This is a genomic window from Sphingomonas sp. AC411, assembly GCF_979253035.1.
Genome location: NZ_CEEDAQ010000001.1, coordinates 2,562,238 through 2,584,958, shown reverse-complemented (window position 1 = coordinate 2,584,958; position 22,721 = coordinate 2,562,238). Strand labels below are relative to the sequence as shown.

At 67.4% G+C, this 22,721-nt stretch carries 11 protein-coding genes and 3 pseudogenes; 11 read left to right on the top strand and 3 right to left on the bottom strand.

Annotation, left to right across the window (positions count from 1 at the left end):
* Positions 1 to 186: 186 nt before the first annotated feature.
* From AC0IX7_RS13195 to AC0IX7_RS13170, 6 genes and pseudogenes are all read left to right on the top strand, one after another.
* A complete protein-coding gene (locus AC0IX7_RS13195) occupies positions 187 to 420 on the top strand; it encodes a hypothetical protein (RefSeq protein WP_471813993.1) in 234 nt (77 codons plus the stop codon).
* A 77-nt stretch (positions 421 to 497) separates the two neighbouring features.
* A pseudogene (locus tag AC0IX7_RS13190) lies at positions 498 to 1,831 on the top strand (L-serine ammonia-lyase).
* 10 nt (positions 1,832 to 1,841) lie between these two features.
* Positions 1,842 to 3,938, top strand: coding sequence for a M3 family metallopeptidase (locus AC0IX7_RS13185; RefSeq protein ID WP_471812272.1), 2,097 nt, complete (start codon positions 1,842 to 1,844; stop codon positions 3,936 to 3,938).
* Positions 3,874 to 4,935: a PLP-dependent cysteine synthase family protein gene (locus AC0IX7_RS13180; protein WP_471812271.1), complete on the top strand. Its 1,062-nt coding sequence runs from the start codon at positions 3,874 to 3,876 to the stop codon at positions 4,933 to 4,935. Before AC0IX7_RS13185 ends, AC0IX7_RS13180 begins: the two co-directional genes overlap by 65 nt.
* Positions 4,936 to 4,942: 7 nt before the next feature.
* Positions 4,943 to 8,479 (top strand): annotated as a pseudogene (locus AC0IX7_RS13175) (hydantoinase B/oxoprolinase family protein).
* Positions 8,480 to 8,785: 306 nt separating this feature from the next.
* Positions 8,786 to 11,089, top strand: coding sequence for a glycoside hydrolase family 3 C-terminal domain-containing protein (locus AC0IX7_RS13170; protein WP_471812269.1), 2,304 nt, complete (start codon positions 8,786 to 8,788; stop codon positions 11,087 to 11,089).
* 178 nt (positions 11,090 to 11,267) lie between these two features.
* Here the strand turns inward: AC0IX7_RS13170 and AC0IX7_RS13165 are convergent, their stop codons facing one another.
* The 3 genes from AC0IX7_RS13165 to AC0IX7_RS13155 all read right to left on the bottom strand — a co-directional run bounded on the left by AC0IX7_RS13165 (position 11,268) and on the right by AC0IX7_RS13155 (position 15,684).
* Positions 11,268 to 12,353, bottom strand: a complete 1,086-nt coding sequence (locus AC0IX7_RS13165) for a sialidase family protein (protein WP_471812268.1) — start codon at positions 12,351 to 12,353, stop codon at positions 11,268 to 11,270.
* 6 nt (positions 12,354 to 12,359) lie between these two features.
* On the bottom strand, positions 12,360 to 14,174 hold the full coding sequence (locus tag AC0IX7_RS13160; RefSeq protein WP_471812267.1) for a DUF885 domain-containing protein: 1,815 nt from the start codon (positions 14,172 to 14,174) through the stop codon (positions 12,360 to 12,362).
* A gap of 436 nt (positions 14,175 to 14,610) precedes the next feature.
* A complete protein-coding gene (locus AC0IX7_RS13155; RefSeq protein ID WP_471812266.1) occupies positions 14,611 to 15,684 on the bottom strand; it encodes a mannose-1-phosphate guanylyltransferase/mannose-6-phosphate isomerase in 1,074 nt (357 codons plus the stop codon).
* 162 nt (positions 15,685 to 15,846) lie between these two features.
* On the opposite strand from AC0IX7_RS13155, the pseudogene AC0IX7_RS13150 reads away from it, so the two are divergent.
* From AC0IX7_RS13150 to AC0IX7_RS13130, 5 genes and pseudogenes are all read left to right on the top strand, one after another.
* Positions 15,847 to 17,236: pseudogene (locus tag AC0IX7_RS13150) on the top strand (TIGR03013 family XrtA/PEP-CTERM system glycosyltransferase).
* Positions 17,237 to 17,255: 19 nt separating this feature from the next.
* Entirely contained in the window at positions 17,256 to 17,813 is a 558-nt protein-coding gene (locus tag AC0IX7_RS13145) for a hypothetical protein (protein ID WP_471812264.1), read from the top strand.
* On the top strand, positions 17,753 to 19,306 hold the full coding sequence (gene prsK / locus AC0IX7_RS13140) for an XrtA/PEP-CTERM system histidine kinase PrsK (RefSeq protein WP_471812262.1): 1,554 nt from the start codon (positions 17,753 to 17,755) through the stop codon (positions 19,304 to 19,306). The genes AC0IX7_RS13145 and prsK overlap by 61 nt, the downstream gene beginning before the upstream one ends.
* Positions 19,303 to 20,661 carry a PEP-CTERM-box response regulator transcription factor gene (gene prsR / locus AC0IX7_RS13135; RefSeq protein WP_471812261.1) on the top strand — a complete coding sequence of 453 codons (1,359 nt, stop codon included), beginning with the start codon at positions 19,303 to 19,305 and terminating at the stop codon, positions 20,659 to 20,661. The genes prsK and prsR overlap by 4 nt, the downstream gene beginning before the upstream one ends.
* Positions 20,662 to 20,674: 13 nt before the next feature.
* Entirely contained in the window at positions 20,675 to 22,687 is a 2,013-nt protein-coding gene (locus AC0IX7_RS13130) for a tetratricopeptide repeat protein (RefSeq protein ID WP_471812260.1), read from the top strand.
* Positions 22,688 to 22,721 lie beyond the last annotated feature (34 nt).

Sequence of the window (22,721 nt, the reverse complement as noted above, 5' to 3'; positions counted from 1 at the left end):
TTCGGATAATGCGATATTGATAGGCTCAATGTGACGAGATGCATTCATTCTGATTGCTTTACATCATGTCCCAGTTGCGCGATCAACGGATGGAATCATGAATAATAGTTCATCGCACTGGAGCCTGGTATCGGTGTCATCGACAGCGAACTTTGCGGTGGACGTATTCGACTGTCAGTTCCCGGCGTGCGTCGTCACACGGTGACGCCGATCCGAATTCCGTGCATGGCGGCGACGGGGTCGAGCGAGCGGTCGTCGCCCCCCGTCGCGCCTGCGGTAAAAGTGCGGGGCGATACGCTGGTCGGGGATGGTGGCTTGAAGGATGCCTTGTTGATGGACGCTACGGCAAACCTCGCGATGACGAACGGCGGCGATCGCGTCACCAAACGTCTGGTGCTCGCCCTGTCCTCTGCACGCTGAGTTCCGATGACACCCTGACCTTCGACCGCCCCGACGAGCAGACGCGCGCTCGCCCCGATTGCCACCAGGCGATCAGCATTCTCGACCTCTTCACGATCGGGATCGGACCGTCGAGTTCGCATACCGTCGGGCCGATGCGCGCGGCGTGGTTGTTCGCGGATCTGGTCGCGGACGAGCAGCCGGTCGCGGTGCGCGTCGACTTGTATGGTTCGCTGGCGCTGACCGGGCGCGGGCATGCGACCGACAGCGCGGTCATGCTGGGCCTGAGTGGTGCGCAGCCCGAGACGATCGATCCCGACCTGATCCCGGTGCGGCTGGCGGCTATCCGGTCGAGCGGGCGGCTGATGCTGGCCGAGCAGGTCGAGATCGGGTTCGAGGAGAGCCAGCATCTGCTGTTCCATGCGCAGACGTTCCTGCCGGGGCATCCCAATGCAGTGACGTTCACAGCGACGTTCAGCGACGGGCGCACCGTCGAGCGGACCTATTTCTCGATCGGTGGCGGCGCGATCGTCGAGGCGGGGTCGGGGCCGGTCAAGGCCAACATCCTCTTGCCGCGGCCGTTCTCGTCCGGCGCGGAACTGCTCGCGACCGGCGATGCGACCGGGATGACGATCGCCGATATCGTCCGCGAGAACGAGATTGCGTGGCGGCCGGACAGCGAGACCGATGCGTTTCTCGATGCGGTCCGGGGTGCAATGTTCGCGTCGATCGATCGTGGCTGTCGGCAGGGCGGTATCCTGCCGGGCGGGCTGAAGGTGCCGCGTCGGGCGAAGGCGCTGTTCGAAGGGTTGCAGGCGCGCGATACCGCGGCGGATCCGTCCGCGGTGTTCGAGTGGGTCAGCCTGTATGCGCTGGCGGTGAACGAGGAGAATGCGGCGGGTGGCCGCGTCGTCACCGCGCCGACCAATGGCGCCGCGGGCGTGCTGCCTGCGGTGCTGCGCTTCTACGAGACGTTCACCAAGGACCCTACGGCGAAGGGCGCGCACGATTTTCTGCTGACCGCGGCGGCGATCGGCTTCCTCTATAAGAAGCGCGCGTCGATCTCCGCGGCGGAGATGGGGTGCCAGGGCGAGGTCGGCGTCGCCTGCTCGATGGCGGCGGGTGCGCTGGTCGCGGCGCTCGGCGGCACCAACGCGCAGATCGAGAACGCGGCTGAGATCGGCATGGAGCACAACCTCGGACTCACCTGCGATCCGATCGGCGGGCTGGTTCAGATCCCCTGCATCGAGCGCAACACGATGGGCGCGATCAAGGCGATCAACGCCGCCTATCTGGCGCTGCGGGGGACGGTCGCCATATCGTCAGCCTCGATGCGGTGATCGAGACGATGCGCCAGACCGGTGAGGACATGCGCTCGCAATATAAGGAGACGTCGCTTGGTGGCCTGGCCGTCAACGTCGTCGAATGCTGAAGGATTTCCCATGACTGCCCCGACGAACCCGCTTCTCGATACGCTGTCGCTGCCCCGTTTTGCGGAGCTCTCGCCCGACCAGATCGCGCCGGCACTCGACGAGGCGATCGCGCGGCATGAGGCGATGGTCGAGGCGCTGACGACCGCGCGGCCGACCGATCTCGCGGGCGCGTGGCTGCCGTACGAGCGCGCGAATACCGAGATCGGCGCGATCTGGTCGGCGGTGTCGCATCTGCACGGCGTCGCGGACACGCCCGAACTGCGTGCGGCGTATTCGGAGGGGCAGAAGCGGCTCGTCGAGAACGACATGAAGGTCGGGCAGAACCGCGATTTGTACGAGGTGTTCGTCGCGCTGAGCGTGTCGCCTGAGTTTGCCGGCCTGCCGACCGAGGACCGGGTCGCGGTCGAGCAGGCGATCCGCGACTTCACGCTGTCGGGCGTGGCGCTGGAGCCGGAGGCGCGGGACCGGTTCAGCGAGATTTCGGTCGAGCTGTCGGGATTGTCGAACGAGTTCGGCAGCGCGGTGCTCGATGCGACCGATGCGTGGTCCGAACTGGTGACAGACGAGGCCGATCTCGCCGGGATCTCGGACGCGGACAAGGCAATGTTCGCGGATGCCGCCAAGGCTAAGGGGCTGGAAGGCTGGCTCGTCACTTTGCAGCAGCCGAGCGTCAACGCGGTGCTGACCTTCGCCGAGAACCGCGAGTTGCGCGCGCGTATGTACCGCGCGTTCGCGACGCGCGCGTCGGACCAGGGGCCGAACGCGGGCGAGTTCGACAATAGCGCGCGTATCGCACGTATTCTCGAGTTGCGGCATGAGGGCGCGAAGCTGCTCGGGTTCACCGATCCGGTCGCGTGGTCGCTGGAGACCAAGATGGCGCCGAACGGCGCCGAGGTGATCGCGTTCCTGCGCGATCTGGCGCGGCGCGCGAAGCCGGCGGCGGAGCGCGATCTGGCTGAACTGAAGACGTTTGCGGCCGAGCAACTCGGGATCGCGGATTTCGAGCCGTGGGATGCGGGGTTCGTCTCGAACCGGCTGCGGCAGGATCGCTATGCGGTCGATGCGCAGGTGGTGAAGGCGTATTTCCCGGTCGAGCGCGTGATGGAGGGCTGGCAGACGCTGATGCAGCGGCTGTTCGGGATCAAGCTGGTCGAGCGTGACGATGTCTCGCTGTATCACGATGACGCGCGGTTCTTCGACGTGGTGGACGAGAGCGGGACGGTGTTCGCGGGGCTGTATCTCGACCTTCACGCGCGCACCGGCAAGCGTGGCGGTGCGTGGATGGCGCAGGCGCGGCCGCGGCTGCACGACGGCAATACCGTGACGGTGCCGGTCGCGTATCTGGTCTGTAACTTCGCGCCGGATGGTGGCGAGACGCCGTCGCTGCTGAGCCACAACGACGTGACCACGCTGCTGCACGAGACCGGGCACTGCATCCACCTGCTCTTCACCAAGGTGAACCGGCCGAGCATCGCCGGCACCAACGGCTTCGAATGGGACGCGATCGAGCTGCCGAGCCAGTTGATGGAGGATTTCGCCTGGGACAAGGACGTGCTGACCGGCATGTCCGGCCACTACAAGACCGGCGAGAAGCTCCCCGCCGACCTGTTCGAGCGGATGGTGAAGGCGCGGCATTTCCAGGCGGGGATGTTCATCCTGCGCCAGGTCGAGTTCGCGCTATTCGATCTGCTGCTCCATCTCGGCACGATGGGCAGCGATCCGATCGAGGTGATCGAGGCGGTGCGCGACGAGGTGGCGGTGATCCGCCCGCCGGAATGGCACCGCTTCCCGCATGCGTTCAGCCACATCTTTGCCGGCGGCTATGCGTCCGGCTATTACAGCTATCTCTACGCCGAACTGCTGGCTGCTGACGGCTTCGAGGCGTTCGCGGAGGCGGGTCTCGTCGATCGCAAGACCGGCGACCGGTTCCGCGAGGAAGTGCTCGCGCGGGGGCGACGCGGCCGGCGGCAGAGAGCTTCCGCGCGTTCCGCGGGCGTGATCCCGAGCCGACCGCGATGCTGGTCCGTCACGGGCTGCAAGGGTGACGAAGCACGTCCACCGGCACTGGTTGTCGGAGGCGGTGCGGCGGATCGAGGCGGACTATAACCGGTCCGCCGACACGCACCTGATCCGCGTCGATCTGCCGCGGTATCCGGGCATCGTGCTGTACCTGAAGGACGAGAGTTCGCACCCGACCGGCAGCCTCAAGCACCGCCTCGCGCGGTCGCTGTTCCTGTATGCGCTGTGCAACGAATGGATCGGCCCGGAGACGACGGTGATCGAGTCCTCGTCGGGGTCGACCGCGGTGTCGGAGGCGTATTTCGCCCGGATGCTGGGCTTGCGGTTCATCGCCGTAGTGCCCGCGACGACCGCCAAGCCCAAGCTCGACGCGATCCGCTTCCACGGCGGAGAGATCCACATGGTCGACGATCCGCGCACCGTCTACGCGGTCTCGCACCGGCTCGCGGCCGAGACCGGCGGGCATTATCTCGACCAGTTCACTTATGCCGAGCGGGCGACCGACTGGCGCGGCAACAACAACATCGCCGAGAGCATCTTCGCGCAGATGGCCGAGGAGGAGCATCCGTGCCCATCCTGGATCGTCTGCGGCGCAGGAACCGGCGGCACGTCGGCGACGATCGGGCGCTTCATCCGATACTGCCGGCACGACACGAAACTGTGCGTCGCCGACCCGGTGCATTCGGTGTTCCATCGTCATTTCGAGGATCGCTCGGTGGTCGCGTTGCCAGAGGGGTGTGCGTCGCGGATCGAGGGGATCGGGCGGCCGCGCGTCGAGCCGAGCTTCGTGCCGAGCGTCATCGACCGGATGATCGCGGTAGAGGATGCCGACAGCATCGGCGCGATGCGGGCACTGTCGGATCGGCTCGGGCGGCGCGTCGGCGGCTCGACCGGGACCAACCTCTCGGCCTGTGCGCAGATCGTCGAGGAAATGGCGGCGGTGGGCGAGACGGGGAGCATCGTCACGCTGTTGTGCGATGGCGGCGACCGCTATGGCTGCACTTATTACGACGATGCATGGCTCGACGAACGCCAGGTGGCGTGGACCGATGCCGCCGCACGGATGACTGCTTTTCTGGGCTGATTGACCGATGACCGCATGGCAGTTCTGGATCGACCGCGGCGGCACGTTCACCGACGTCGTCGCGCGGCAACCGGATGGGCGGATCGTCACCGCGAAGCTGCTGTCGGAGGATCCTGAGCGATACGGTGACGCGGCGGTCGAGGCGATTCGGCGGCTGACCGACGGTGCGGACGTGCCGCTGGAATTGCGGATCGGGACGACGGTCGCGACCAACGCGCTGCTCGAACGCAAGGGCGAGCCGACATGCCTCGCGATCACGCGCGGGTTCGGCGATGCGCTGTTGATCGGGCACCAGGAACGGTCCGATATTTTCGCGCGCGACGTGAACCGCCCGCCGCCGCTGTTCGCGCAGGTGGTGGAGATCGACGAGCGGGTCGGGGCGGAGGGCGAGGTGCTCCGGCCGCTTGACGTGGATGCGGCGCGCGCGGGCTTGCAGGCGGCGTTCGAGAGCGGGCTGCGCGCGGTCGCGATTGTTCTCGTGCACGGCTATCGTTTCACCGCGCACGAGGAAGCGCTGGCGGCGATCGCGGTTGAGATCGGCTTCACGCAGATATCGGTCAGCCACCGCGTAGCGCCGTTGGTCAAGCTGATCGGGCGGGGTGATACGACCGTCGTCGACGCGTATCTGTCGCCGGTCGTCGATCGCTATGTCGCGGGCCTCAGCGCGGCGCTGGGGCAGGGCGCGCTGTTCATGCAGTCGTCGGGCGGGCTGGTCGACGGCGCGGGCTTTCGCGGCAAGGACGCGATCCTGTCGGGTCCCGCTGGCGGCATCGTCGGCATGGCGGCGACTGCTCGCGAGGCCGGGTTCGAGCACGTCATCGGCTTCGACATGGGCGGCACCTCGACCGACGTATCGCATTACGCCGGCACGTATGAACGCGACACCGAGACGCTGATCGCCGGCGCTCGCATCCGCGCGCCGATGTTGCGGATTCACACCGTCGCGGCGGGCGGGGGCTCGATCTGTCGGTTCGATGGCGAGCGGTTGATCGTCGGGCCGGAGAGCGCGGGCGCGGTGCCGGGGCCTGCGTGCTATCGTCGCGGCGGGCCGCTGACGGTGACCGACTGCAACGTGATGCTGGGCAAGGTGCGCCCCGAATTCTTCCCTGCGCTGTTCGGTCCGACCGGCGATGCCCCGCTCGATGCCGAAGCGGTGACTGCCCGGTTCGCGGACCTGCCGCTCGATCCGCAGGTCGCGGCGGAAGGGTTCGTCGCGGTCGCGGTGGCGAACATGGCGAATGCGATCCGGACGATTTCCGTCGCGCGTGGGCATGACGTGACGCGCTATACGCTCGCGTGCTTCGGCGGGGCCGGGGGCAGCATGCGTGCCTCGTCGCGGATGCGCTGGCGATGGACCGGGTAATGATCCACCCGCTGGCCGGGGTCTTGTCTGCGTATGGCATGGGACTGGCCGATCGCCGGGTGTTGCGTGAGGCGACGTCAGGCGCGGCCTTTGCAGAATATGCGGAGATCACGCAGGCGCTGGACGATCTGGCGGAGGCTGCACGCGAAGCCCTCGTAGCGCAGGGCATCGCCGCCAACGACGTCCGGATCGAACGCCGCGTGCATCTGCGCCGAGGCCAGACCGACCACACCATCGAACTCGATCTCGACGACCCGGCAGCGATGATCGCCGCGTTCGATGCCGCACATATCGCGCAGTTCGGTTTCGCCAGCGAAGCGCCGCTGATTGCCGACCGGATCGTCGCGGAGGCGATCGCCGAGAGCCCGCCGATCGATGCCGCGCTGGTCGCCTTCCCCGACGAGCCTGCTGCGCCACTGTCGGTCGCCCCCGTCTACATGGCCGGCGCGTGGCACGACACGCCTGTCCTCGCGCGTGAAGGGCTCCCTGTCGGACACGGCGTCGACGGTCCCGCGCTGATTCTCGACAGCGTCTCGACCACGATCGTCGAGCCCGGCTGGCGTGCGCGCGTTGATCCTATCGGCAACCTCATCCTCGACCGCATCGCACCTCGTATCGGCGCGAGTATCGGCACCGAGTCCGACCCTGTCCGGCTGGCGATTTTCGCCGGGTTGTTCATGAGCATTGCCGAGGAGATGGGGGCCGCGCTCCAACGCTCGGCCGCCTCGGTCAACATCCGCGAGCGCCTCGACTTCAGCTGCGCGCTGTTCGACGCGCGCGGCAACCTCGTCGCCAACGCACCGCACATTCCGGTCCATTTGGGCTCGATGGGCGAGAGCATCCGGACGATCATCGACGCGCGCGGCGGCGGCGCAGACGGCCGCGGTATCCGGCGCGGCGATGCCTACGCGCTCAATGCGCCGTATCGTGGCGGCACGCATCTGCCCGATATCACCGTCATCATGCCGGTCTTCGCAGGCGACGACGACGCGCCAGCGTTCTTCGTCGCCGCGCGCGGCCATCATGCAGACGTCGGCGGGGTCACTCCCGGATCGATGCCGCCCGAAAGCCGCTCGGTCGATGAAGAGGGCGTGCTGCTCGACGACGTGCTGGTGGTCGACGAAGGGCGGTTCCTCGAAGCCGATCTGCGCGCCGTGTTCGCGAGCGGGCTCTATCCTGCGCGCAACATCGACCAGAACATCGCCGATCTCGCCGCGCAGTTGGCGGCCTGCACGCGAGGCGCGACCGGGCTTACGCGGCTGGCGGACGAATACGGCACGGACGTCGTTGCGGCGTATATGGAACACGTCCAGGCCAATGCCGACGCTGCCGTACGCCGCCTGATCGCAACGCTCGACGACGGCGCGTTCGCGTATGAGATGGACGACGGGGCGGTCGTCCGCGTGGCGGTCCGCGTCGATCGCGCGGCCGGGACGATGGAGGTCGACTTCGCGGGCACCAGCGAGCAGCGCCCGACCAACTTCAACGCGCCTGTGTCGATCGTACGCGCGGCGGTTCTCTACGTCGTACGCGCGCTGATCGACGAGGCGGTACCGCTCAACGACGGCTGTCTGCGCGGCGTGACGATCCGCGTGCCCGAAGGCTCGATGCTCAACCCGCGCTATCCGGCCGCGGTCGTCGCGGGCAACGTCGAGACGAGCCAGGTCGTCACCGACGCGCTGTTCGGCGCGCTCGGCGCGATGGCGGCGAGCCAGGGGACGATGAACAACTTCACCTTCGGCAACGATACGCACCAATATTATGAGACTATCGCGGGGGAGCAGGTGCGGGGCCCGGCTTCGACGGCGCGTCGGTGATCCAGACGCACATGACCAACAGCCGGCTGACCGACCCGGAAATTTTCGAAACGCGCTTCCCGGTGTTGCTCGAGGAATTCTCGATCCGTCGCGGCTCGGGCGGGGTAGGCGTGCACCACGGCGGCGACGGGGGACGCGGCGCGTCCGGTTCCTCGAAGAGATGACCGCCTGCATCCTCGCCAACCGCCGCCGCGTCGCCCCTTTCGGCATGGCGGGCGGCGAGGCGGGCGGGCTGGGATCGGCGGCGGTCGAGCGTGCGGATGGGAGTGTCGAACGCCTCGGCTCTACCGCCAAGGTCGACATGCAAGCCGGCGACGTGTTCGTGATCGAGACGCCCGGCGGGGGTGGCTTCGGGAAGGCGTGATTGTACCCGCGCGGCGCGGGCGCTTTCGGCTGATGGCGAAAGGGCTGGCTGGCGTTCGGTGAAGTGCTGCGTCTATTTCTGCTCCCCTCCCTGAAAGGGAGGGGTAGGAGTGGGTAGGCCCGCTTGGGTCGCCGGCGTACCACGATCCGGAAACCGACCCACCCCCAACCCCTCCCTTTCAGGGAGGGGAGACCCTTTCAGGGAGGGGAGACCCTTTCAGGGAGGGGGACGTTGCGACGGCCGGTTGCGATACCGCGACGAACGCGGCACACACGGCGCGCATTCGATCAGCCTGAAAGTGACCCCATGACCGCATCCCGATCCCGCGCCCTGTTCGTCCGTCTGCTCGCGGGATCGGTGCTGGCAATCGCCGCGCCCGCCATCGCGCAGACGACCAACAACGCGCCCGGCGCAGCGGCGGCGCGGACCGAGGCTCCCAAGGCGCGGCCTTGGATGAACACGCGCCTGAGCGCCGACGCCCGCGTCGACCTGCTGCTCAAGGAGATGACGCTCGACGAGAAGCTGCAACTCACCTTCGGCTATTTCGCGACCAATGCCGACTGGCTGAAGACGCCTGTCAAGAACTGGGTCTATCCCAAGGACGGCCTGCCCGCGTCCGCCGGGATCGTCCCCGGCATCCCGCGGCTCGGCATTCCGAACCAGTGGCAGACCGATGCCGGCGTCGGCGTCGCCAGCCAGCGCGGGCCGACGCCTCGCCTGCGCACCTCGCTGCCGTCGGGGATCGCGACCGCGGCAACCTGGAACCCCGAACTCGCGCAGGCGGGCGGCGCGATGATCGGCAGGGAGGCGTTCCTGTCGGGCTTCAACGTGCAGCTTGCCGGCGGGATGAACCTGACCCGCGAGCCGCGTAACGGTCGCAATTTCGAATATGGCGGCGAGGATCCGTTGTTGGCGGGCGTCATCACCGGCCACGAAATCAAGGGCATCCAGTCGCAGCACGTCGTCTCGACGATGAAGCATTACGCGTTCAACGGGCAGGAGACGAACCGCTTCACGATGGACCACAGGATCGGCGAACAGGCCGCGCGCCAGTCCGACCTACTCGCGTTCGAGATCGCCAACGAGGTCGGCCAGCCCGGCTCCGTGATGTGCGCGTACAACCGCGTGAACGGCCATTATGCGTGCGAGAACGACTGGTTGCTCAACAAAGTCCTGAAGCGCGACTGGGGCTTCAAGGGCTATGTCATGTCCGACTGGGGCGCGGTGCATTCGACCAGCGAGGCGGCCAATGCCGGGCTCGACCAGCAGTCGGGCTGGGCGTTCGATCGCTCGGCGTATTTCGCCGATGCGCTGCGCGAGGCGGTCAACAACGGCCATGTCAGCGAAGCGCGTGCGACGGACATGGCGCGGCGCGTGCTGTGGGGAATGGTGTCGGTCGGAGCGTTCGACACCGTCGTGAACGGCGATCAGGCGACCAAGATCGACTATGCTGCGCATGCCGCGGTCACGCGCGCCGATGCGGAGGAGGGCATCGTCCTTCTCAAGAACACGGGCGGCCTGTTGCCAATCGCGAAGTCTGCGAGGTCGATCCTGCTGATCGGCGCGCATGCCGATGTCGGCGTGCTGTCGGGCGGCGGATCGTCACAGGTGTATTCGCATAACGCGCCGACGAACGGTCTGGTCGTACCCGACGAATTCCCGAGCGGTTTTCCGGGGCCCAAGACCTATCACGCGTCTTCGCCGATGAAGGCGTTGCAGGCGCGGACTGGGGCGACGGTGACGTATCTCGACGGCAAGGACGTGAAGGCGGCTGCTGCGGCGGCGCGCACGGCGGACGTCGTCGTAGTGTTCGGCGAGCAGTGGACGGGTGAGTCGTTCGACGTGCCCGACCTGAACCTGCCCGACAACCAGAACGCGCTGATCGACGCGGTCGCGGGGGCGAACAAGAAGACCGTGGTCGTGCTCGAAACCGGCGGCCCGGTGGTGATGCCGTGGCTGGGCAAGGTCGGTGCGGTACTGGAGGCCTGGTACCCCGGCACGGCGGGCGGCGAGGCGACCGCGCGCGTGCTGACCGGCGAGGTCAATCCGTCGGGGCATCTCCCCGCGACCTTCCCGGCGTCGCTGGCACAGGCCCCGCGCCCCAAGCTGGAGGGCGATCCGAAGCTTGATCGCGATGCGCATCCGATGGGGAATTACGACATCGAGGGGGCCGCGGTCGGCTATAAATGGTTCGACAAGATCGGCGCCAAGCCGCTGTTCCCGTTCGGCTATGGGCTATCCTACACGAACTTCGCGATGACCGGCCTGACCGCGGCAGCCGCGGGCAAGGGTATCAAGGCGGACTTCACGGTGCAGAACACCGGCGCAGTGCAAGGCAAGGCGGTCGCGCAGGTCTATGTGTCGGGCGCCGGCTGGGAGGCGCCCAAGCGGCTCGGCGCGTTCCGCAAGGTCGATCTCGCCCCCGGCAAGAGCCAGACGGTATCGGTCACGATCGACCCGCGCCTGCTCGCGACGTTCGACGTCGCCAGCGGCGGGTGGAAGATCGCGGGCGGCGACTACAAGGTGATGCTCGCCACCTCCGCGGCGGACATCGTCCAGACCGCAACGGTCCGCGTGGCCGCGCAGACGCTCGACGTGAAGGGACGCTAAAAGATGGGGACTTCGTGCGGCTAAGCGCGAACCCCCAGGACGAAAGACGTGTTTCCCCGCGAAGGCGGGGATCCAGACTGGGCTCCCGCCTTCGCGGGAGAACAAGGGCGGGGTGCCCGTACGATTGTCGGCCCCAAAGCTGAACCTAAAGACGTTCAACCATCGCTTTTAGTCTGGATCAGCGCAGACGGCGCGGGTCGACCACGACGTATTTTATGTGCTTGCGATCATAGGTGTAGGTGATCCGGACCAGCCCGTCGCGCGTCTGGATCACCGCGGGATAGGCATAGCCGTCGGGCAGCGGCTTGCTCTCCAGCGTCAGCACCGGATGCCAGCGCACGCCATCGTCGGACAGCGCGACATTCAGCGGCCAGCGCGGCCCGTCGCCGGGACGGTCGGGCGCGTGACCGCTGTGATTGTAGACGATCAACTGTCGCCCATCGCGCAGTGTCACCGCATCGGTCCCGGCATTGGGGTTGGGAAGATCGATCGCGGCGAGCGGCGACCACGTGCGACCGGTATCCTTCGACCAACTCATCGCCAGCGCACCCTGCCGCGTGCGCGCGACGAGTTCGAGCCGGCCATCGGGATAGTAGAGCACGCTGGGCTGGATCGCCTCGATATGCATTGGCGAGGGGATCGACGGCCCGACCGTCCAATGTGCGCCGTGATCGGTGCTCAGTTCCATGCGGAGCGACCAGCGATTGGCCTCCGCGGTGCCCTCCTCGCGGCTCGACGGCGATAGCCAGCTGCCGTCGCGCAGGACGACGGGCTTGTTCTTGATCGGGCCGAGCACGCCGTCGGGCAGGCGCTCCGGCTTGCCCCAGCTGCGGCCGTTGTCGGTCGAGCGGATCATCATGCCCCACCAGTCGCGCGGGTTCGGCCCGACCTTGTAGAACAGGCGCAGGTCACCGGGAGCGGGCTGGAACAGGACCGGGTTCCATGTCGGAAGGCGGCGCCCGTCGGCACCAATGCCGACCGCCACCGGTTCGGGCGCACTCCATCCGCCGTCCCCGCCGCTGCTGCTACGCGACGTCCAGATGCGGACGTCGGCATTGCCTTCGCCCGATCCGGCGAACCAGGCCGCCATCAAGGTGCCGTCGGCGAGTTGCACGATCGTCGACGCGTGCGCCTGCGGATAGGGACCGTGCGCGTCGATCAGTTCGGCCTTCAGGATGGCAGCCGCCGAGGATGGCCGCGGGGCATTGCCGGGGGCGCCCGCCCCCGACAGCATCATTGCCAGCCCGATGATCGCCACCTTCATGAGGATTTATGCGCGCCCGCGAATGGCCGCGATCCGCTCGTCGACGCGGCGTTCCAGGATCGTCAGCGGCATCGCGCCCTCCTTGAGGATGTCGTGGAACTGCTTCAGGTCGAACTTGTCGCCGAGCGCCGCCTTCGCCTTCACCCGAGCCCGCGTCCACGCCATGTGCCCGACCTTGTAGCTGCAGGCCTGCCCGGCCTGCGTGCAGTACCGCTCCACCTCGCGCTGCGTCCGCGGCCGGGCAAAGCCGGTCGTCGCGACCATGTAGTCGGTCGCCTTCTCGCGGCTCCACTGCTTGGCGTGGATACCCGTATCGACCACCAGGCGCGTGGCGCGGAACAGGAAGGACTGGAGATAGCCCGCGCGTTCCAGCGGCGACGCATAGGCGCCGAGCTCGTCGGCGAGTTGCTCGGCGTACAGCGCCCAGCCTTCCGAATAGGCCGAGAAGAAGCCTATCTTCCGCAACGTCGGAATGTCCTTCGATTCCTGCGCGAGGCTGATCTGAAGGTGATGCCCCGGCACGCCCTCGTGATAGGTGAGCGAGGGCAGCGTGTATTTCGGCCAGTCGCCGACGTCCTTCAGATTGACGAAGTAGATCGCCGGGCGGCTGCCATCGAGCGAGGCGCGGTTATAATAGCCGTTCGAGGCGCCGTCCTGAATCTCCACCGGCACGGCACGAATTTCGAGCGGCTGCGTCGGCACCTCCGAGAACGCCTGGGGCAGCTTGGCGTACATCGCTTTCACGCTGTCGTTGAGCCCCGCGATCAGCTCTGTGCGACCCTCGGCAGTGTTCGCGTAGAGCTGATCGGGCATGACGTTCAGCTTGGCCAGCCGCTCGCCGACAGTGCCTGTGGTGAATCCTTGCGACTTGAGGATCGTGTCGAGCTGCGCGGTGATCTCGGCGACCTGCGCGAGGCCGATGCGGTGGACCTCGTCGGGGCTCATCGTCGTCGTCGTCGCCTGGTTGAGCGCCATCGCGTAGATCGCGTCGCCGTTCGGCACGCGCCAGATCCCGTCGCCGGGCTTGGTGGTCGGCTTCAACCGCTCGATCAGCGCGATCTGGCGGTCGAGCGCGGGATAGACCTTGTCGTCGACGATCTTCGCCGCGCGCGCCTGCCAGTCGCCGGTAAGACCTTTGGCGGCTGCCCGCTTGACCAGCGACTGGACGATGCTCGACGTCGCCGCCGGCTGACCGCGCAGCTTCCGCATCTGGCCCAGCGTCAGGTCGAGCGACCAGCCGGGCGCGAGCAGGCCACGCGTGGCCTCCGCCTGCTGCATCGCGCTCTCCTGGTCGAGCACCGTGCCGAACTGGTCGAGCCGCGCCAGATACGCCTCCGCGTCGGGCATAGCGTTGATCGTGTGTGCGGTGTTGAGGAAATCGGGCACCTGGAAATAGGCGCCGCCCTGCTGGAAGATCCGGTAGGGGCGGATCGGGCTGTCCATGCCGAATTTCTCTGGCGCGGCGATCTGCGTGTTCAGCGAATAGCGCACCACTTCGAGGTTCAGCTTGGCCGCTGGCGACAGGCCAGCGCCGTCATAGCGCGCAAGGCTCGCGATCGACGCCTTGGTCTCGGCAACGTCGCGTGCGCGCTTTTCGGGCGTCCGCGGCGAGAGCTGGCTCTTGAGGCCGGCGAGCGGGCCCTTGTCGAGGCCGAGCGAGGTCGCCAGCTCGGGCGACCGCGCGACGCTCTTCTGGAAGATCCGCTCGAACTCCGCATTGAGCGCGGTGTCGCTGGTCGACTGCGCGAACACGCTGGACGGCAACACGGTAGTGGCAAGCGCGGCGACGCTCCCCGATGCGAGGAACTGGCGACGATCCATGACGAACTCTCCCGTAAACTGTTGGTCTTTCTAGGCCATGGCGCATCCATACGACCAGAGGCGAACGGATACGATTTTTCGCGACCAAATTTACCGCGCGCGCAGCGGAACCGGTTCGGTGATCATAGGTTTGATGGGAGAGCCCGGCGGCGTCATCGCCCCCCGACGAACGCGCTGGGCTCTTATACGTAACCAAGGCTTTCCCGTGCACGACGAGACACCCAGGCGTGCGTCAGACACGCGATTGCACATCGTCGGCGAAGCGCTGCGATCGTCGTGGCAAACGCCGACAGACACGATGATCACGGATGACATTCCGACGCTGCTCACGCGTCTGTCGCAGGTCCCCAAGACCCGGAAGAAACGTTAGTCGCTGGCTCGGGCCCGCTGGCTCGGGTCGCATCTCGGACACGCCCGAACGAATTAAGCTTGGCCGTCAGCCGGCCGACGTGGCCTTCATCGCCTCGATCAGCTTCTTGACCTCCTGGCTGCGGCCGCGCGGCATGATCAACACGTCGTTGCCGCTGGCAACCACGATCAGATCCTCGACCCCGACCAGCGAAACGCGGACGCCGTCGCTGCGGACGAAGCAGTTCCTGGTATCGATCGCGAGCACGGCACCGTCGCCGTGGCTGCGATGCGCGTTGCCGTCGCTGTCGGTGTCGCTGATCGCGTGGAGCGCATCCCAGCTGCCGACGTCGTTCCAGCCCATGTCGACCGGCACCACCGCGACCCGGTCGGCCTTTTCCATGACCGCATAGTCGATCGAATCGTCGGGCGAGGCGGCGAAGGCGACCGCGTCGGGATATATCCGCGCGCCCTCGGTTCGTGCCTTGTCCATTGCCTCCTGCGTGGCCGTCAGGATGCCCGGATCGAACTGAGCCAGCGCCTCGAGATAGGCGTCGGCGAGGAACAGGAAGATGCCGCCGTTCCAGGCGTGGTCGCCGCTGGCCAGCATCGACTGCGCCTTGTCGAGCGGTGGCTTCTCGACAAACCGCGCGACCCGGTTGACGCCTGGTTTCAGCTCGTCACCGATCTGAATCCAGCCATAGCCGGTCTCGGGCGAGTCCGGCGCAATCCCGAAAGTGACGAGCCAGCCTTGTGCGACCAGCGGCATCGCCGCCTCGATCGCCGCATGGAACGCGGCGACGTCGCCGATGACATGGTCGGACGGCATGACAAGCAAGGCGTCGCCGCCGCCGCCCGCGGCGATGGCGGCCAGTGCGATGGCGGGCGCGGTATTGCGACCGGCCGGCTCGAGGATCAGTGCCTGCGGCGTCGCGCCCGCGTCGGCGAGCTGCTGCTCGACCAGATCGGCGTGGCGCGCATTGGCGACGACGATCGGCGCAGCATAGCGTTCGCCCTGCGCGCGACCCGCGGTCAACTGGAGCATCGTCTCGTTCGCCGTCAGCGCCAGCATCTGCTTGGGCATCTCGGGCCGGGACATCGGCCAAAGGCGAGTGCCGGAGCCGCCTGACAGAATAACGGGAACGATCTTACGTGCGGTCATGAATCCTCCAGGTGGCGCCGAGCTATAGCGAAGCGGTCACGCGTGCCAATCGTCGAATGATCCAATTGGATGCGTCATGTTCAGCCTTTTTTGGGGTTTTGCTGCGAGACGTGGCGTTCGGGTGTCGGTAGCATTTACACCGATGTGTCGGGATAGCGGATCATGATACGCCTTTTCAAACACTATGTGCCGCATACCGTCCTGCTGTTGGGGCTGGTCGACCTGATTCTGCTGATTGTCTCGGCGGAGATCGGTTGGGTCGTGCGCGCGCACCAGATCGGCATGATCGTCGAGCCGATCGACACGCGGATCCGCGCAGCTGCTGACGTTTGCGATCGCGTTGCAGGTGTCGCTGGTCGCGGTCGGTGCGTATGGCGTTGCCTCGTTCCTGTCGCTGCGCTTTGCCGCTGCACGGCTGGCGGTGGCGCTGGCGCTCGGCGTGATGTTCCTGTCGCTGATCTTCTTCCTGGTGCCCGCGCTGACCTTCTGGCGCTCGAACCTGCTCTATTCGACGGTCATCGCGACGGTGTTGCTGGTCACGGTGCGCGCGCTGCTCGGCAAGACGCTCGGCGGCGAGACGTTCAAGCGCCGTATCATCGTCCTCGGGGCGGGCAAGCGTGCCGCGCAGATTCTCGATCTGTCGCGACAGCCTGGGATCAATTTCGTCGTGGCCGGCTTCGTATGGATGGGCGAGGCGAACCCGGTCGTGCCCGACGCCATGCCGCGGGCGGACATCCCGAACCTTGCGGCGCACATCGTCGACCAGAATGCGAGCGAGGTCATCCTCGCGCTCGACGAACGGCGCAACGCGCTGCCGATGAAGGATCTGCTGCGTGTCCGCACGACCGGTGTCCAGGTCAGCGAGATATCGAGCTTTCTCGAACGCGAGACCGGCCGCATCGACCTGAAGAGCGTCAACCCGTCCTGGCTGATCTTCTCGGATGGGTTCGCGTCGAGCCGGATGCTGTCGAGCGTGTTCAAACGCGCGTTCGACATCGTCGCAAGCGGGCTTCTGCTCGCAATCACGCTGCCGATCATCCTGCTCACCGCGATCGCGATCAAGCTCGAGTCGAAGGGCCCCGCTTTCTATCGCCAGCGTCGCGTCGGGCTGTACCATGAGGGTTTCGATATCCTGAAGCTGCGCTCGATGCGGCAGGACGCCGAGGTTGCGGGGACGGCGGTGTGGGCGGCGGAGGACGATCCGCGGATCACCCGGATTGGGCGGTTCATCCGCAAGGTGCGGATCGATGAACTGCCGCAGACCTGGACCGTGCTGAAGGGCGAGATGAGCTTCGTTGGCCCGCGTCCCGAGCGCCCGCAATTCGTCGAACAGCTCGAGCAACAGCTGCCCTTCTACGCCGAACGCCACATGGTGAAGCCGGGGATCACCGGCTGGGCGCAGATCAACTACCCCTATGGCGCGTCGATCGAGGATGCTCGGCACAAGCTCGAATACGACCTGTATTACGCGAAGAACTACTCGCCGTTCCTCGACATGCTGATCCTTTTGCAGACCTTGCGCGTCGTGCTGTGGCCGGCGGGCGCGCGATGATCGTCGCGATGGTCATGACATGATCACGACGCTGGTCCTGTGGAGCCACGCGCTCGCGGCGCTGCTGTTCGGCGCGCTCGCGCTGGCGCAATTGCGGCGGCCCGGCGGGCATTGGCCGCACGCCGCGTTCGTATTCGCGTTGGTAACGACCAGCCTGTGGGCGCTCGCGGTCGCCGGGATCGACTCGCGCGACGTCGCGGCGCGGATCGCCGCGTGCGTGCGTGACATCGCGTGGCTCGGTTTCATGCTCGCGCTGGTCCGGCGCGATCGGGCGGGCAATTATGCGCTGGGGGCGGTCTATTTCGTCGTCATGGCATTAGCCGGGACCGCCGCACTGCTGGCCATCGTCGAGCGGATGGGGCTGGATGCCGACGCGCTCGCCGCACTGGCATCCGCGCGGGCCGTGTTGCGGATGATGGGGGCGGTCAGCAGCCTCGTGCTGGTCCATCACCTCTATCAGGCGGCACCGGCTTCGCGTGGCGGCATTCGCCTCGTACTGCTGGCGCTTGCCGCAATGTGGGGCGCCGACCTGATCGTCTCGGGGCGCTCTATTTCGACGCGCGCTGGACCTCGCTGACGATCGTCGCGAACGGCGCCGTGATGACTGGCGCGGCCGCGCTGCTGGTGGTCGGCGTGCATCGCAGCGGCGACTGGACGCTCGCGCTGTCGCGGCCGATCGCGGTGCGCGCGCTGTCGGCAATCGCGCTGATCCTATATGCCGGCATCACCGCGCTCGCGAGCCACATCGCTGCCGGCTACGCAGGCTCGCACGCGCGCGCCGTGCAGGCCGCGATCGTGTTCGGTGCGACCGCGAGCATGTTGGCGCTGCTGTCGACGCCGTGGTTGCGCGCCTGGACCAAGGTGAAGATCGCCAAGCACCTCTTCCGTCACCGCTATGACTACCGCGCCGAGTGGCAGCGCTTTACCGATACGCTCGGCAAGCCGGGCGTCGGTGCCGAGACGCTCGATATCCGCGTTGTGAAGTCGATCGCCGATCTGACCGATTCACCAGGTGGCCTGTTGCTAGTGGCCGATGGCAGATCGCTAGGGCTTGGCACTACGTGGAACTGGCTCGGCACGGCCGATGGACCGCATGACGACGCACTTGCCGCTTACCTCGCGCGCGACGCCCGGATCGTCGAGCTCGACCCGGTCCGCGCGGGCACCGCATCCGCCGAAGACTTGGCGAGCGTACCCGCGTGGCTCCGGGAATGCCCCGAAGCCTGGGCGATCGTCCCCCTGGTCCATGGCGGCGCGCTGGTCGGTGCGATCGTGCTGGCTCGCCCGCCGGTAGACCGCGCCCTCGACTGGGAGGATTTCGACCTGCTCCGGGTCGCCGGGCGGCAGGCGGCAAGCTATCTCGCGGAGGATCGCGCGCATGCGGCACTGGCGGATGCGGCGCGGTTCGACGAGTTCAACCGCCGCTTCGCGTTCATCCTGCACGACATCAAGAACCTCGTCAGCCAGCTGACGCTCGTGGCGCGCAACGCCGAACGCCATGCCGACAACCCCGATTTCCGCGTCGACATGGTCGCGACCCTCAAGGATTCGTCCGATCGCATGAACGCGCTGCTCGCCCGCCTTTCGCAGCACGGCCCCGTCCGCGGTGAGCCCCTCCAGCCGCTCGACGTGACCGCGATCGTCGCGCGCGTCGCGACTGCCCGCCGGGCCCAGCACCCGATCCTCACGCGCGGCGGCTCGGCCAGCGCGCTGGGACATGCCGCCCGGCTTGAACAGGTCCTCGGCCAGCTCGTCCAGAACGCGGTCGAGGCCAGCGGCGCGGACGATCCGATCCTGCTGTCGGTGGAAACGATCGGCGACCGGGTGGCGATCGACGTCATCGATCACGGCTGCGGCATGACGCCGGGCTTCGTTCGCGACCAGCTCTTCCGCCCGTTCGTGTCGTCGAAGCCCGCGGGGTTCGGCATCGGCGCGTTCGAGGCGCGACAATTGGTGCACGCGATGGGTGGCTCGCTCGAAGTCGTCAGCCGCGAAGGCGAGGGCACGCGCTTCCGCATCCTGCTTCCCGCCGTCGCTGCTGCCGCCGCATCGCTGGAGGCGGCGGCATGAGCGACAAGGGCCGCCCTGTCCTGTTGATCGTCGAGGACGATGTTGGGCTTCAGCGTCAGCTTCGCTGGGCGTATGAAGGGTATGAGATCGTTGTCGCCAGCGATCGGACACAGGCGCTGGATGCGATCCGCGCGCATGAGCCCGCGGTCGTCACACTTGACCTGGGGTTACCGCCCGACCCGGACGGCGTGACCGAAGGGTTCGCCACCCTGCGCGATATCCTCGCGATGAAGCCCGATACCAAGGTGATCGTCGCCTCGGGGCACGGTGCCCGCGAGAGTGCACTGCAGGCGATCGCCGACGGCGCCTGGGATTTCTACGCCAAGCCGATCGATATCGACGCGCTCGGCCTGATCGTCAGCCGCGCGTTTCATGTCCATGCGCTGGAGGCGGAGAACCGCCGCCTCGCCGCGCGGATCGATGCGGGCGGTTTCGGCGGGCTGATCAGCGCCTCACCCGAAATGGCGACGGTCACACGCACGCTGGAGCGGGTCGCACCGGCCAACGTCTCGGTGATGCTGCTTGGTGCGAGCGGCACCGGCAAGGAACTGCTCGCGCGCGGCCTGCATGGCGCGTCGCCGCGGTCGCGCGGCAATTTCGTCGCGATCAACTGCGCGGCGATCCCCGAGACCCTGCTCGAAAGCGAGCTGTTCGGCCACGAAAAGGGCGCGTTCACGGGGGCCGTGAAGACCACCGAGGGCAAGATCGAACAGGCCGCCGGCGGCACGCTGTTCCTCGACGAGATCGGCGACGTGCCGCTCGCGCTCCAGGTGAAGCTGCTACGCTTCCTCCAGGAGCGCGTGATCGAACGCGTCGGCGGACGGAAAGCGATCCCGGTCAACACACGGATCGTCTGCGCCACCCACCAGAATGTCGACGGTATGGTCGCCGACGGTCGGTTCCGCGAAGACCTGTATTACCGCCTCGCCGAGATCGTCGTGCGGATCCCGGCGCTGGCCGACCGGACCGGCGACGCGGTATTGCTCGCGCGCCACTTCGTCACGCGCTACGCCGCGTCGATGAACCCCGTCGTCACCGGCCTTGCTCCCGACGCGCGCGCTGCGATCGATGGCTGGGGCTGGCCGGGCAATGTCCGCGAGCTGGAGAACCGGATCAAGCGCGCGGTGATCATGGCCGACGGCAAGCTGGTCACCGCGACCGATCTCGATCTCGATGGCAGGGCGGAGGAAGCCTCCGCGCTCAACCTGCGTGCCGCCCGCGAACTCGCCGACCGGAAAGCGATCCGCCAGGCGCTGGCACGGGCGGACGGCAATATCTCCGGCGCATCGCGCTTGCTCGGGATCAGCCGGCCGACGCTGTACGATCTGCTGAAGAGCTACGACCTCCATGCCTGACGCGCGCTATCCCATGCTGCGACGGCGCAAGCGACGGCGGCCGCTGTCCCGGGGTCTAACATTACCCGCGGCGATCTCGGGCGAACGCGCGCGGCTGCTGGCGATCTGCGTGCTGTGCCTGGTCATCGTCGGGATCGGCGTGGCCCTGGCGATGCGCCCACCGCAGCCCGATGCGCGGCGCCTTCTTGCCGTGAGCCTGACGACGCTCGAAGACGGCAATTACAGCGCGGCGCGGAGCAATGCGCAGGCCGCGATCAAGGCGGCACCGAAATGGGCGATCGCGCATGCCGTGCTGGCGCGCGCCTATCTCGAACTCGGCGACGGTCTGGCGGCGGAAGCCGAGATCGCGCGGGCGATCGACGCGGGGTTGCCCGCCGCTCGTCTTCATCAGCTCCAGGCGCATGCTCGTCTTTTGCAGCGCGATCCCGATGGCGCGATCGACGAGGCCACGGCGACGCGACCCCGCTATGCCGATTATGGCGACCGTATCCATGCGCGTGCGCTTGCGTCGCAGGGCGATGGCGTCGGTGCGCGCGCGATCCTCCAATCTGTGCTGGGGCGCAATCCTGGCGATGCGGCGGCGTGGACCGATCTTGGGCGTATCCGCCTGACCGCGGGCGATGTTGGCGGCGCGTCGGTCGCGGCGACGCGTGCGGTCGCGCTGGCACCGCGTGAACCTGCTGCGCTGACGCTGCAAGGCGAGGTGATCCGCAGCCGCTATGGCCTGATCGCGGCGCTTCCCTGGTTCGAGGCGGCGTTGCGGCAGGATGCCTATTATCATCCGGCGCTGATCGAATATGCCGCGACGCTCGGCGATGCGGGGCGCAACGCCGAGATGCTGGCGACGACGCGAAGCGCGCTGCTGGCGCGGCCGGGCAGTCCGCAGGCGTTGTATCTGCAGGCCGTGCTCGCCGCGCGAGCCGGACGGATCGATCTCGCGCGCTCCTTGTTGCGTCGCACGGGCGGTGGGATCGGCGGCCTGCCGGGTACGCTGCTGCTGTCCGGAAGCCTCGATTATACCCAGGGTAAGTTCGAACAGGCCGCGACGGCCTGGCGTCAGCTGGTTGCGATTCAGCCGCTCAACATCGTCGCCCGGCGGTTGCTCGGCGCGGCGTTGCTACGGCTTGGCGATCGGCGCGGTGCGCTCGATACCCTGCGGCCGATCGGGTTGCGATCCGATGCCGACAGTTACTCGCTGACGCTGATCGCGCGCGCGTTCGAGGCCGCCGGAGACCGGGCGATGGCGGCACGATTCCTCGACCGCGCGGCGGCGGGGCCGATCGCACCGGCGTCCGTCTTTACGACCGACGACGCGATCGGCGCACTCATGGCCAGCGCGGACGCTTCGGCCGGCGACCCGACCTATGTGCTCGGGGTGATCCGCGCACAGGTCGCAAGCGGCGACACCGCCGGGGCGATCGCCCGTGCTCGCGCATTGGTGCAGGCCGGTCCCGGTGCGCCCGCCGCTCAGCTCGCGCTGGGCGATACGCTGGTCGCGGCAGGGCGCTATCCGGAAGCGGCTACCGCCTATGCCCGGGCCGCGGACCTGTCGTTCGACGAGCCGACGATGCTCCGGCTCGTCGATGCGCTGGGACGGAGCGGGCAGACCGAGGACGCAGCGACCGCGCTAGCGCTGTATCTTTCGCAGAACCCGCAGAGTTTGGCGGGCCAGCGCCTGCTCGGCCATTGGCAGGTCGAATCGGGTGCGTGGGACGCGGCGATCGAGACGCTCGAAGGCGTGCGCCGCCGTGTCGGCAATCGCGATGGGGGCGTGCTGACCGATCTCGCGCTGGCCTATGCAGGCGGCGGCAGCGATGACGGTGGTGACGGCGATGGCGCGATCGCGGTGCGCTACGGCCGCGCGGCGTACGCGATGTCACCTATGAGCGCGGCTGCGGCCGATGCGTACGGCGTTGCGCTGGCCGCGAACGGCGATGCCGCAGGTGCGCGACAGCTGCTGGTAAAGGCATCGCGCCTCGCGCCCGGCGACGTCACGATCGCCGGCCATCTGACCGCGCTGCGCTGACCGCTTGTCTCGACGGGATACGCCCGCCAATAGC